Origin of the sequence: Capnocytophaga endodontalis (genome assembly GCF_002209445.1) — a bacterium.
Taxonomy (GTDB): Bacteria; Bacteroidota; Bacteroidia; order Flavobacteriales; family Flavobacteriaceae; genus Capnocytophaga; species Capnocytophaga periodontitidis.
On the sequence record NZ_CP022022.1, the window covers coordinates 306,481 to 319,648 of the forward strand.

Sequence of the window (13,168 nt, forward strand, 5' to 3'; positions counted from 1 at the left end):
TCAATTAATTTATTTAGGGGTTAGGGGGATTAGAATTTTTAGTTGTAATTAACGGTTTTTACGATATTATCGTGGTCGTAAGTTTCTTCAGAGGTGAGTCGACCAGCTTGGTTGTAGTATTTCCAAACGCCCTCTTTTCTGTTGTTTTTATAAGTACCTTCTTCGGTGATTTTACCATTAGGATAATAGATAACGCTTTTTCCGTTTTTCTTACCGTCCTTATAGAGTATTTCAGAATATAACTTACCATTGGAATGATAGGTTTTATACAGAACGAGCTCACCATTTTCTTTCAAAAGTTCTTTTGACAAATAGCCTTCTCTTTGGTAATACTTTTGAGAGCCATCTTCTTTGCCTTCTTTGTAAGTGTGTTCTTCAGAGAGTTTGCCATTATCGTAATATATGCGCAGGGTGTAATTTTTTTCGCCTTTGTAATCAGATTCTGATTGCAACCACTCGGCATTGTCATCCCAGAGTTGCCATTTGCCCCAAGGCTTTCCATCCTTGTAATTTTTGAGGGATATGAGTTTTCCTTTATCGTTGTAATATTTCCAAGTACCGTCGTTTTTACCGTTCTTGTAGTGTTCCTCGGCGGTGAGTTTACCCTCACCATTATAACGTTTGTAAGCACCATTGATACGCCCCTCTACAAAAGTTGCTTCGTAATAAGCACCGCCGCTCATCACTACTTTATAAGTCCCATCAAGAGGTTCATCGGTAGTGTAGAGTTTGAAAAACTTCTCACCTGCAAATACTTGCTGACGGACATCTCTCTCTGGAAGTAATTTTTGGGCAAATGAAGTGCTGACAAACAGCAAACTAATAGATAAGAATAAAGATTTCATATTTTTCAATTAACAATTAATAATTAACAATCAGTAAATATGTTGTACTGAGATTATCTTACTATTATATCAATTTTCCCTTTCAATTTCGTAGTCTTAGCCTCTATGTCTATTATACCTGATTTATCTCCTGCTTGTACCATCATTACTAATTTTCCGTTGAAAAGGTGCATCTTTGGCAAGTGGAATTGATCAGTACAGGTAGGGTCACCATTAGCACCTGCTTTATAAAAGCCTGCTCCTTTAACAGTGAAAGTTACCAAATCGTTTACAGTAGGACATAGATTGCCGTCTTTATCTACCGCTTCTACAGTGATAAAAGCAAGTGTATCACTATTAGGAGTGAGTTCTGTTTTGCTTTCAGTGCTGAGACGCAAGGCATAAGGCTTGCCTGCAGTATGGATTTCTTTTTCGGCTACTGCCTTACCATTAGCGTCGTAGGCTACTACTTTCACGGTACCAGGTTCGTACTTAGTATCCATCCACATCAGGCGGTAACGCTTTTGGCGGTTGAGGTCTGACGGATTACCGTCTTTTTCTTCCTCTTCTAATTTTATAGAAAGGTCTTTACTGCGTTTGCCTTGACTCTTGCCATTGATAAACAATTCGGCAGAAGGATAATTAGTATAAACGAAGATAGGAGTTATTTCGCCTTCGCGCCCTTCCCAATTCCAATGAGGAAGGATATGCAAGGTTTCATCTTCCTTATTCCAATGTGAGCGATAGAGATAGAAGCGGTCTTTAGGCAAGCCTGCCAAATCTACTGCCCCAAAATAGGAACTGTGGGAAGGCCATTCTACATAGTAAGGAGTAGGTTCACCGAGATAGTCGAAGCCTGTCCAGATAAATTCTCCTACAGTATAAGGCAAATCCTCTTGATGTATCCAGTCGTCTTCGGGCAAATTCGACCAACCGCAGTGTTCTACATCATAAGAAGAAGACTGCATATCGGGGTATTTAGCCATTGATTTGCGCTCTACGGGGAACTTATACACCCCGCGCGAACTCACCGTTGAAGCGGTTTCACTACCCAAAATAAGCTGTTGTGGCAACTTGCGGTAAGCCTCTTTGTACTTAAACGGGCGGTAGTTGAAGCCCATTAACTGCATCGTTGCTGCCATATTATTTTTAAGCACATCGTGGGGTCTATCCATACCATTGCTCACAGGGCGGGTAGTATCGTATTTTTTGATGATATCTTGCAAATAGCGCGCTACTTGCGAGCCACTTTCTACACTTTGCTCTTCCACCTCATTACCGATGAACCACATCAGTACGCTAGGGTTGTTGCGGTAGTGTTTTACAAGGTTCGTAAGGTCTTTTTCAGCCCATTCTTTGAAGTAAAGGTGATAGCCATTTTCCACTTTGGGGATAGCCCATTCATCGAAACTCTCTACGGCGAGTAGCATCCCTAATTCGTCGGCTAAGCGGACATATTCAGGGGCGGGCATATTGTGTGAAGTGCGGATAGCATTCACACCCATATCCTGCATCATTTGTATTTGTCGGCGTATAGCACTCTCGTTTACCGCAGCACCCAGAGGACCTAAATCGTGGTGCATACACACCCCTTGTATTTTGATTTTGCGTCCGTTGAGGTATAGCCCATCATTAGGCTTGAGTTCGATAGAGCGAACCCCGAAGGTAGTGGTTACCTCATCTTTTACAGTATCGCCTTCATAGAGTTTGGTAACCGCTTTATAGAGGTAAGGTTTACCGATGTCCCACAAGCGAGGATTATCAATATACAGTTCTGCTGAAATCTTATCGGTAGTGTAAGGAGTCGCTTTGGTATTAGCATACGCTACTTTTTCACCTTGATTGTTGAAAATAACAGTTTCTGCTACAATAGAAGTCTTTTTATCGGCTACAAACTCGGTATTTACTACTACTTTGGCGAAGTTATTTGTTATTTCGGGGGTGGTAATCTGTACGCCCCAAATAGGGATATGCGTCTTGTTTTTAGTGATGATATGCACATTGCGGTACAAACCTGCCCCTGGATACCAACGAGACATCTGGGTAAGGTTGTTGAGTCGCACTGCCAAAGTGTTGTTATTAGCTTTTACGTAAGGAGTAATATCCAAGTAGAAAGTGTTGTAGCCGTTGTGCCATTCGCCAGCTTTTTGTCCGTTTACAAACACTTCGGGGTTACTCATCGCTCCGTCAAACTGTACAAACACCTGCTTATCGGACGTAAGTTCAGACACATTGAACTGCGTGCGGTACCAACCTACGCCTACAAAAGGTAAGCCTCCTGTACGCCCTGTGTGTTCAATAGCCGCTTTTTGTCCGTCCTGCTTGATGGCCGTGCGCTGGATATCGTTTTCCATATCAAAAGGACCATAGATAGCCCAATCGTGAGGCACGGTTACGCGTTGCCATTTCGCATCGTTGTAGTTTGTTTGCGAAAACGCAGGTTTGTCCTCACGGGTAAATTTCCACCCTTTTTCGAGGGTTTGCTGTTGTTGCGCCCAGCTTGTAGCTACAACGCCTAATAAAAGTAAAAGGTTGATTTTGTTCATTTGTACAATAAGTTATCAAAGATTAATTCACTTCAATTTTGGGAGAGCTTATGAGTACCTTCAGGGGCTTCAGTTGAGCTTTTTTCATATTTAAGATGTTTTTTTAAAATTATTAATTCTGCAAATATAAGGATTTATTTTTTACTTACAAGTTTTTGATTTTTGCTTTCTCACATAAAATCACAAACTTTTATAAAAGTCGCCATTCCTCACTACCTCTAAAAATTGTGGTATGTTATGATACCAAAAAGCTACTTTATGTCCTCTAAACGTTATTTCGATATTGCCATCATCAGTGGTGCGTGCTGAAAGTAGGGCTTTACGTATATCTTTCTCAAATGTAGCGTGAGATGATTTTTCATTAGGGATATAAGCTATTAATTTTTCATTGCTTTTCTTTTCATAATAATATGATGCTAAGAGAGGCAACAAGTGAGCAATCGCAGCATCTGTTTTGTTTTGTGCTTCATAAATATCCACTAAATCAAGGAAAATGCGTTCGTTATCTTTTTTTACAGTGGTAGCACTTCTGTCTTCATAAGGGGTATCGTACAAGGCTTTCAAGAAATACTTTTCAGCCATTGGGTAGTCCTTATTACCATAGTAGATATCAGCTAATGAGTGGGCTGCCAAATGGGCGATATTGCGCAGGTCATATACATACCACTTATTTTCTGAGGTTTCTTTTATTTTCAAATCAGCGAGGTAAACAAGGTCATTTTGTACTAACCTAATATTCTCTCTATCTAAAGGTTCTTCTTCCTTCAGTTTGTTATAAATATCTACCAGTTTTTGGTCTTTTTTATAGGTAGGGTCGCTTTTGAGAAGGTCTTTGAGCAGCGTAATTAATTCGTTTATACGTTTGTTGTGATACAGAGGGAAATCGGTTTTGTCAATTGTAGAAGAGGTGTTTCGTTTTTGCTGAATTTCACTTTGGGCTTCAGGAGAAAGTAGTTTTTTATCAAAGATATACAATTTGAAAATAGCCTTACCCATATTGCGGAGGTGTGTATTAGCTACGGCTAATCCATAAACATAGTCGCCTTTGCTTCTAAAAAAAGTACTATGGCGTTTATTTTCAATCAAAATATCACCTGTATTAATTTCAAATTTCTTAGTCTTATAGTTTAAATATTGGTATTTTACGTGGTTAAAGTAGGCCGATTTCTGTATCTTGCTTCTTTCGTTTTTCAGAAATTGTTGTATATATTGTTCTCTTCCTGCAGGGTCTTCTTGGTCTTCTATGCTAAAAGCATTGAAACTTATATTGATAGAACTTACATCAAACTTTGCGGGATAATATACCACACGGTTTTTCTCATTAAGTACATCCATACAAATACCTGCTTTGTCTTCCCATAATTCACCCTCACTAATAGGTTTGGCACTGAGGTAATTAGCAAAAAAATCATCAACAGGGGCTTTAATTTTTTGGTCGTCAATACGTGCTTTGATGAACTTCTGAATGGTATCCAAGATTACTTTCCGTTGTCCCCAACTAAAAGAACAACAAAATAGTGCTAAGAAAATGATGCATTTTTTCATATCGTTTATTTGTATTATTTATGTTTGCTTGTCACGCTACGACCTACCGCTTTCAGTTTCTTAAAAAATACTTCTTCTCGTTCGGCGATGGTGTATAATTGCTGAGAAAGTGCGCTATAGGCATCTACTTGGGTGCTGCGGTTTTTGTATACGCGGGCGATGGCTACTGCGAAATCGCGCCACGCATCACCGATATCGGTAATTTCTTTAGAGAGTTCTATTAAGGCATCGTTTTTCAGGAGTTTGCCGGCTTCTTGCAAGAAAGCGCCATAGATAAACCTAAAACCTGCCCCTCCAGTACCTACTTCTTCCTGCATACGTATCAGCTGGGCAAGGTAGTGATTGGTGGTTTTTGCACCTTTCTTGCGGTACCATTTCAGTATATCCTTGCTAACTGTCTTGATACCTGCCACCCCCACTATGGGCACGGGAGCGAGCATTGTACTACACGTTTGCTTGATACCCTTCCATATTGCCTTTTCTAATGAAAGTTCTTTAGGCAGATGAGTGGGATAATACAAATGTCCCTTAGGAGCCAACACCCCACTGGGGAAGCGCACTTTGGTGAGTTCTTCGGGGGTAAGCGTGGTAACGTGTGGAATCACCGGATCGCTGATGAGGTACTTGCCGTCTTCTTTGCCATAAACCACTAAGTTGTGTGCATTGAAGTGAAAACGGTATTCATCGGGGAAATAAGGCAAGTTGAACACCCCTACTTGCAAACCAGAGGGGATGCCTTTTGCAAGATTGTCGTCGAGGGCTTGTTGTGCCTTTTCGGGGGAAGAAAACTTTTGGCGTTTTACCTTAAAACCTAATCTTTTAGCTACTTTGCTAAAGATATGCCCCGGCATCGTGCGGTAGCTAATAGCGGGAGCTTCATTGACTTTTATCCAAGGAAAATAGAAGAACAAGAGTCCGGAGCCAATACCAAAAACCATAGGCTCACTCAGCTGAACGCCATTGAAATATAACAAATTAGAGGCTACACCATTTTCACAGTGCGCCGATTGTCGATGTTTAAAATCTATTGTTGCCATATAAAATCGGGCAAAGATAGGAGATAATTAGCAAATTAGCAAATTAGTAAATTAGCAAATGGGAAAATTAGGCAATTTGCAGATGAGGCAATTGTGTTAGGACAATTCTACCATCAAGTGCTTTTTTAAAAAAATCTATCCTTTTTTATCAAAAACATCTACTACACTCTCTATAAAATCCTATAACAATTAACATTTCCTTTAGTCTCTCTCCCTGAAAAACCGCATTTTACAACCTATAAACTTAAAATTATAAAAAATTTCTCAGAAAAATTTGGTAGTATTCAAAAAAATATATTAATTTTACGGCGAATTTAATTGACTTACCTAAAAGCCAACAACTTGACTTTTCCGTAGCCAGAATACCAAACATTATGAACGACCCACTTTTACTACCCTACCTCCCTGTTATTCAGGGAAGACATCAGCACTTTATCGATGTCCTTCATAGAGTGCAAGGGGACGCTTCGCGCCTCGCCGATGCTTGTAATTCGCACCTCTATTACGGTCTGCACCGTACTCATACAGAATGGGTGCTACGTGAGTGGGCTCCAAATGCAACAGCTATCTTTCTTCTTTGCGATAGCAACGACTGGCAAAAAAACAATCACTTTTCATTTACTAAAATCAACGACCAAGACTGGGAATTGCGCCTCCCTGCTAATATCCTCCGCCACGAAATGCTCTACAAACTACTTGTGGAATGGGAAGGAGGTAGCGGTGAGCGACTTCCTTCACATACTACCCGCGCTGTGCAGGACGATTATACCAAAGTGTTTTCTGCTCAAGTGTGGTGCCCCGAGCACCCCTACCACTGGCAACACCCTCGCCCCAAAGCTGCTCCACATCCGCTTATCTACGAAGCACATATAGGGATGAGTACCGAGCACCAGCGCGTGAGTACTTTTATAGAGTTCCGCCTCTATGTACTCCCCCGTATCGCTGCTTTGGGCTACAACACCCTCCAGCTGATGGCAATACAAGAACACCCTTACTACGGTTCTTTTGGCTATCAGGTGGCTAACTTCTTTGCGGTGAGTTCACGCTTTGGCACCCCCGAAGAACTCAAAGAACTCATCGATACTGCCCACGGCTTAGGCATACGTGTACTGCTTGATATTGTACACTCGCATTCGGTGAGCAATGAGGCAGAAGGGCTCAGCCTCTTCGATGGTACCGACTATCTTTACTTCCACCGCGGTGAGCGCGGTAAACACCCCGCTTGGGATTCTCGCTGTTTTGACTATGGTAAGCCCCAAGTACTCAACTTCCTACTCTCTAACTGCAAATACTGGCTTGAAGAGTTCCGCTTCGACGGTTTCCGTTTTGACGGCGTTACCAGTATGATTTATTACGATCACGGTTTGGGCAAAGCCTTTACCAATTATAGTTTCTATTATGATGGCAATGAGGACGACGACGCTTTGGTGTATCTCGCTCTCGCTAACCAACTTATACACGAGCTCTACCCCGAAGCGCTCACCATTGCCGAAGAGATGAGCGGATTGCCCGGCCTTGCCTCGCCTATTGCTGAAAAAGGCGTAGGCTTCGATTACAAGCTGAGTATGGGTATTCCCGATTATTGGATTAAGCTCCTTAAAGAAGTCCCCGATGAACAGTGGCACGTAGGCAATATCTATTACGAATTGACTAACAAGCGCGCCGAAGAACGCACCATCAGTTATGCCGAAAGCCACGACCAAGCCTTGGTGGGTGATAAAACGATATTTTTCTGGCTCACTGATAAGGAAGTATATACCGGAATGAGCGTGTTCGACCACAGTCTCATCATCGACCGTGCGATGGCTTTGCACAAGATGATACGTTTGGTAACTCTTGGCACCGCAGGTGGAGGATACCTCAACTTTATGGGCAACGAATGGGGACACCCTGAGTGGATTGACTTTCCTCGCCAAGGCAACAACTGGAGCTATGCACACGCACGCAGGCTATGGAGTTTGGTAGACAATACCGACTTGAAGTTTAAATACCTCAACGCTTTTGATAGCGCGATGATACACTTTGCCGCCGAAAGCAAATTCCTCGACCGTGAGCCTCGTGTGTTGGTGCGCGACATCGAGCGACAGCTACTCATATTCGAGCGTAGTGGGTACTTATTTGTTTTCAGCTTCAACCCCACCACCTCCTACACCGATTATCAGTTTGATGTGCCAGCAGGTAAGTACATCACCATACTCAACACCGATAACCCCGCCTTTGGAGGTGATAACCGCATCGATGAAAGCGTAGAGCATTTCACACAGTACACCGGCAAGGAGAATTTGCTGTCGTTGTATATACCAGCGAGAATTGGCTTTATATTGAAATTAGCAGATTAGAAAATTAGAAAATGGGTGCGCCTCACGTAAAGTGTGAGTTTGTAGCTCTGTTTATTAAGAATCAAAGAAACTACACAATTAGGGGAAATAATACAAACCTAAAAAACAGAATTATGTTTTCAAAATCATCAAATCTATTAACACAAGCTGATATTAAATCCTTAGAAGAAATAGTAGGATATAGCTTGCCCACCGACTTTATAAATCAATACCTTCATTTCAATGGAGGGGTTGCAGATAAAACTTATTTTTATGTGGAAGATGATGATGGGTATGTAGAAGTGAGTTTTTTCATTCCTATAAAGTACCCAAGTACTGATTTAGGTAATATAGATATCGCTACAAGCTATAGTCATCTTGTTAGTAAAGGAATTCCTAATAAATACCTTCCTTTTGCTGTAGATTGGGGAGGAAATCTTTTTTCAATAGATTTGGAAACAAACAAAATCGTTTTGTTATTGATGGATTTGGGAGATTTTACAGAGGAATCTATCAAATACTTAACAAAAGGGTTCCTAAACTTTATGAAGGCGTTAGAGGAAGAAGGTGATGATGAAGAAGATCTCTGAAATCCAAGTGTAGCTTGGTACTAAAATCCGTGGCACAAATACATTATAAAAAGAAATATCCGTGAAGAAATCTGTGAGATTCGTAAAATCTGTGTGAGATATTCCAGCAAAGCTGGCAAAGTATATACTACAACCTAAATTGTAAATTATTAATTGTAAATTGTTAATTGTTAATTGAAATATGTGTTATCTATCATTCAAAAAAGACCAGTTAATTAACCTTGAGTATTCTCTCGATAGAGAGTTTCTCGGTACTAACCGCGGTGGAGGTTACTGCTCCTCTACCCTCGTATTTTGCAACACCCGTAAATACCACGGGCTACTCGTCGTGCCTATCGAAAAATTCAGAGGTAAAAACTATGTGATGCTCTCATCTCTCGACGAAACAATCCTACAACACGGACGCGACTTCAACTTTGGCGTTCATAAGTACGAAGGCACTTATGAACCGCGCGGACATAAGTATATCGTGGATATTTCTTACGAAAAAGCCTTTGCCATCACTTATCAAGTAGGTGGTGTCGTGCTCAAAAAAGAAATCTTGATGGTACACAATGCTCCACAAGTACTCATCCGCTATACTTTGGAAGACGCTCATTCAGCTACACTCTTGCGCTTGAACCCCCTATTAGCATTCCGCGATATCCATTCGCTTAGTAAGCAAAACCCCGTAGCCAATACCCAAGTGGAAGTGGTTGATGGTGGCGTACGTGCCAAATTATATCCTGAATTTCCTTACTTGTATATGCAGCTGAGCAAACCCGCTAATTTTGGTGGCGCTGCCTATTGGAACAACAACATCTATTACACCAAAGAAAAAGAACGCGGCTACGACTTCCAAGAAGATTTGTTGAGTGTCGGAGCTTTTGAGGTAAGTCTCAAAAAAGGCGAAAGCATTGTCTTTTCTGCCAGCTTAGAGGAAGCCAATCCTAAAAACCTCGCAAAGGACTTTACCAAATTCCTCAAAGAACGCGCCGACCGTAATTCGTTTGAAGAATGCTTGCAATACACCGCCTCTCAGTTTATCATTCACAAGGCAGGCGAAACACGCATCAAGGCGGGTTATCACTGGTACGACAGCACCACCCGCGATACCTTTATCGCACTCCCTGGTATCGCTCTTTCTGGCAGTACCGCCAAAATATTTGAAGAAGTACTACAATCAGCCCTCAAATATTGCTATAACGGACGTTTTGCCCGCGACATCAGCACCCACGTGGTGAACCCTGTGTTTGATGCCGACACCTCGTTGTGGTTCTTCTGGACACTCCAACAATACGAAAAAGAAACCACAAGAACAAAAAAACAAATCTGGAAAGAGTACGGCGAGACCCTCAAAGCTATCCTCAACACCTTCAAAAGTCGTGAACACAAAACAATGCGTATGGACGACAACGGACTTATATGGAGTGACGACCTCAGCCGTCCGCTTACTTGGTTCAACGCCGAAAACAACTACGGAGCTATCGTACCGCGCAATGGGTATGTAGTGGAAGTGAATGCCTTGTGGTACAATGCCGTATGTTATGCTTTGGCTTTAGCCGAAGATGTAAAGGACAAAACTTTCTTATCCGAATGGGGCACTATGCCCGAAACTATTGCCGAGAGCTTCAATCAAATATTTTGGATTGAAAGCGAAAAATACTTAGCCGATTACGCTAACCGCACTCAGCAAAACACCGAAGTACGCCCTAATCAGCTACTCGCTTGTGCCCTCGATTATTCACCACTTACCGAAAAACGCCAACGCAAAGTGTTAGCGATTATCACTCAAGAGTTGCTCACTCCCAAAGGCTTGCGCAGTTTGTCACCCGAGAGTCCACGTTACGAAGGTGAGAGTGTAGGTAATGTATTTGTGAGAGATAAAGCCACTTTCAACGGTTCAGTACATCCTTGGTTTGTAGGGTTCTATGTAGAAGCGAACCTCAAACTCTTTGGCGATAGCTACATCCCTGATGGCAAAGCTTTCTTAGAAAATTTTGAAGAAGAAATTAACACTCACGGTGTCGGACTCATTTCTGCCATTTACGACGGTAATCCACCATTCCACCCCCGTGGTTGTATTTCCAACGCCAAAAACGTTGCCGAAATATTGCGCGCTCAATGGCTACTTTCAGACAAGAAGTAAGAGGTATGGCAAAGAATAAAACTATCAGTGTACAAGGTTTTGATATTGTATGGTATGAAACTAATTACAACGAATATATTTCTCTTACTGATATAGCTCGCTATAAAGATGCTGAACATACAGACGACATCATAAAGAATTGGCTTAGAAATCGCAACACGATTGAATTATTAGGTTTCTGGGAAAGCATTTACAATCCTAATTTTAAACCCGTCGAATTCGACGGGTTTAGAAAACAAGCGGGACTAAATAGCTTTGTAATGACTCCTAAAAAATGGATAGAGAGCACCAATGCTATTGGTATTGTATCTAAATCGGGAAGATACGGAGGAACATTTGCCCATAAAGATATTGCTTTAGAGTTTGCTTCGTGGATTTCAATAGAATTCAAGCTCTATATTATCAAAGAGTTTCAACGTTTAAAAGAAGATGAAACAAGTCAGTTAAAATTAGAATGGAATCTACAACGAACCTTGTCTAAAATCAATTATTATATTCACACTGACGCTATTAGAGATAATTTGATTCCAAAAGAAATTACTAAACAACAAGCTAATTTTGTTTATGCTGACGAAGCCGATTTACTGAATGTAGCCCTTTTTGGACTTACCGCTAAAGAATGGAGAGAAAGTAATCCTGACAAAAAAGGAAATGTACGAGATTATGCTTCTTTAGAACAATTAGTAGTTTTAAGTAATATGGAAAGTATTAATGCCTTACTTATAGAACAAGGAATTGTTCCTTCGGAAAGACTTAAAGAGCTCAATAAAGTTGCTATTACTCAAATGAAATCTTTAGTAAAGAACAAAGCAATTAAACAGTTGAATTAAAACAACACCCTTCTTGTCCACTCCATAGAGGAGAGTTGGGAAAAGATAAATTAAAAGCGTATGAAGAATGCAAGAGTATTAATGTTTGGATGGGAATTCCCCCCTCATATCAGCGGGGGATTAGGAACTGCCTGCTTGGGTATCGCCCAAGGATTGGCTAAAAACGGCGTAAAAGTGCTGTTTGTAATGCCGAAAGCCTCTGGTGATGAGGACGGCAATGTGGCAAAAATTATCAACGCCAGCGATGTAGAGATGTTGCAAAACACCGAAAAAATCGAAGATTTCTGGAAACACATCAACTTTATGGAGATAGGCTCAAACCTCGTGCCTTACCTCGACCCCGAAACCTTCGCCCGCGAACGCGATGCCTACCTCAAAGAGGGCGAACACCGCGAGCGCATTTCGTATCACAACAAATTTCAGTTTTCGGGTAAATACGGCGCCAACCTAATGGAAGAAGTGTACCGTTATGCCTTAGTAGCAGGCACTGTTGCCCAACGCTATGAGTTCGACGTAATTCACGCCCACGACTGGCTTACTTATAGTGCGGGTATCATCGCCAAGAAGATTTCGGGCAAACCCCTTATCGTACACGTACACGCTACCGAGTACGACCGCGGGGGCGAGTACAACCGTAATACTTTGGTTTACGACATCGAAAAACGCGGTATGGAAGCTGCCGATAGGGTGGTAACCGTGAGTAACTGGACACGCAATATCGTCATTGAAAAATACGGTATCCCTGCCGAAAAAGTGATTACCGTACACAATGCTGTTGATTTCAAAACCGAAACCGATGCCAAAGAAGAACGCGGCGTGAAAGATAAAATCGTTACTTTCTTAGGGCGTATCACCCTGCAAAAAGGCCCTGAGTACTTTGTAGAGGCAGCTGCCAAAGTGATGAAACGTATGCCTAACGTGCGCTTTGTAATGGCTGGTAGTGGTGAAAAGATGAACCCCTTAGTGCGCCGTGTAGCACAATTAGGATTGGGCACCCGCTTCCACTTTACAGGGTTCCTCAGAGGTAACGATGTACAGCGTATGTTTCAATACAGCGATGTGTATGTAATGCCCTCAGTATCCGAGCCTTTTGGAATTTCTCCTTTGGAAGCAATGCGCTCAGGCGTGCCTACAATTATCTCCAAACAATCGGGGGTAGCTGAGGTTTTACACCACGCTATCAAAGTAGATTATTGGGATATCAACGCCCTTGCTGATGCTATCTATGGCATTTTAGCTTACCCTACACTTGCTCATTATATGCAACGCGAGGGCTACGACGAGGTAAACCGACTCAAATGGGAAAATGCCTCTTTAAAACTTAAAAACATTTACGAATCTTTAATATAA

Annotated in this window: 9 protein-coding genes; 5 read left to right on the forward strand and 4 right to left on the reverse strand. The window is 41.7% G+C overall.

Annotated elements, in window-relative coordinates:
- Window positions 1-38 precede the first annotated feature (38 nt).
- The 4 genes from CBG49_RS01445 to darH form a co-directional block, all read right to left on the reverse strand.
- Entirely contained in the window at window positions 39-845 is an 807-nt protein-coding gene (locus CBG49_RS01445; protein ID WP_088593069.1) for a toxin-antitoxin system YwqK family antitoxin, read from the reverse strand.
- A 53-nt stretch (window positions 846-898) separates the two neighbouring features.
- On the reverse strand, window positions 899-3,370 hold the full coding sequence (locus CBG49_RS01450; RefSeq protein WP_088593070.1) for a glycoside hydrolase family 2 TIM barrel-domain containing protein: 2,472 nt from the start codon (window positions 3,368-3,370) through the stop codon (window positions 899-901).
- Between the two features lie 180 nt (window positions 3,371-3,550).
- On the reverse strand, window positions 3,551-4,915 hold the full coding sequence (locus tag CBG49_RS01455; RefSeq protein WP_088593071.1) for a tetratricopeptide repeat protein: 1,365 nt from the start codon (window positions 4,913-4,915) through the stop codon (window positions 3,551-3,553).
- Between the two features lie 14 nt (window positions 4,916-4,929).
- A complete protein-coding gene (gene darH, locus CBG49_RS01460; RefSeq protein ID WP_088593072.1) occupies window positions 4,930-5,952 on the reverse strand; it encodes a BtrH-related acyltransferase DarH in 1,023 nt (340 codons plus the stop codon).
- A gap of 374 nt (window positions 5,953-6,326) precedes the next feature.
- On the opposite strand from darH, the gene CBG49_RS01465 reads away from it, so the two are divergent.
- The 5 genes from CBG49_RS01465 (at window position 6,327) to CBG49_RS01485 (ending at window position 13,168) form a co-directional block, all read left to right on the forward strand.
- Window positions 6,327-8,291, forward strand: coding sequence for an alpha-amylase family glycosyl hydrolase (locus CBG49_RS01465; RefSeq protein WP_088593073.1), 1,965 nt, complete (start codon window positions 6,327-6,329; stop codon window positions 8,289-8,291).
- A gap of 113 nt (window positions 8,292-8,404) precedes the next feature.
- Window positions 8,405-8,860: an SMI1/KNR4 family protein gene (locus CBG49_RS01470; protein WP_016478389.1), complete on the forward strand. Its 456-nt coding sequence runs from the start codon at window positions 8,405-8,407 to the stop codon at window positions 8,858-8,860.
- A 181-nt stretch (window positions 8,861-9,041) separates the two neighbouring features.
- Window positions 9,042-10,988: a glycogen debranching enzyme N-terminal domain-containing protein gene (locus CBG49_RS01475; RefSeq protein WP_088593074.1), complete on the forward strand. Its 1,947-nt coding sequence runs from the start codon at window positions 9,042-9,044 to the stop codon at window positions 10,986-10,988.
- 5 nt (window positions 10,989-10,993) lie between these two features.
- A complete protein-coding gene (locus CBG49_RS01480) occupies window positions 10,994-11,818 on the forward strand; it encodes a KilA-N domain-containing protein (RefSeq protein ID WP_088595230.1) in 825 nt (274 codons plus the stop codon).
- 60 nt (window positions 11,819-11,878) lie between these two features.
- Window positions 11,879-13,168, forward strand: coding sequence for a glycosyltransferase family 4 protein (locus CBG49_RS01485; protein WP_088593075.1), 1,290 nt, complete (start codon window positions 11,879-11,881; stop codon window positions 13,166-13,168).

Excerpts from the sequence above, each read along its gene's own strand:
- darH (WP_088593072.1), bottom strand. The coding sequence starts at position 5,952 with ATGGCAACAATAGATTTTAAACATCGACAATCGGCGCACTGTGAAAAT.
- CBG49_RS01465 (WP_088593073.1), top strand. The coding sequence starts at position 6,327 with ATGAACGACCCACTTTTACTACCCTACCTCCCTGTTATTCAGGGAAGA.
- CBG49_RS01470 (WP_016478389.1), top strand. The coding sequence starts at position 8,405 with ATGTTTTCAAAATCATCAAATCTATTAACACAAGCTGATATTAAATCC.
- CBG49_RS01455 (WP_088593071.1), bottom strand. The coding sequence starts at position 4,915 with ATGAAAAAATGCATCATTTTCTTAGCACTATTTTGTTGTTCTTTTAGT.
- CBG49_RS01450 (WP_088593070.1), bottom strand. The coding sequence starts at position 3,370 with ATGAACAAAATCAACCTTTTACTTTTATTAGGCGTTGTAGCTACAAGC.
- CBG49_RS01445 (WP_088593069.1), bottom strand. The coding sequence starts at position 845 with ATGAAATCTTTATTCTTATCTATTAGTTTGCTGTTTGTCAGCACTTCA.
- CBG49_RS01480 (WP_088595230.1), top strand. The coding sequence starts at position 10,994 with ATGGCAAAGAATAAAACTATCAGTGTACAAGGTTTTGATATTGTATGG.
- CBG49_RS01475 (WP_088593074.1), top strand. The coding sequence starts at position 9,042 with ATGTGTTATCTATCATTCAAAAAAGACCAGTTAATTAACCTTGAGTAT.
- CBG49_RS01485 (WP_088593075.1), top strand. The coding sequence starts at position 11,879 with ATGAAGAATGCAAGAGTATTAATGTTTGGATGGGAATTCCCCCCTCAT.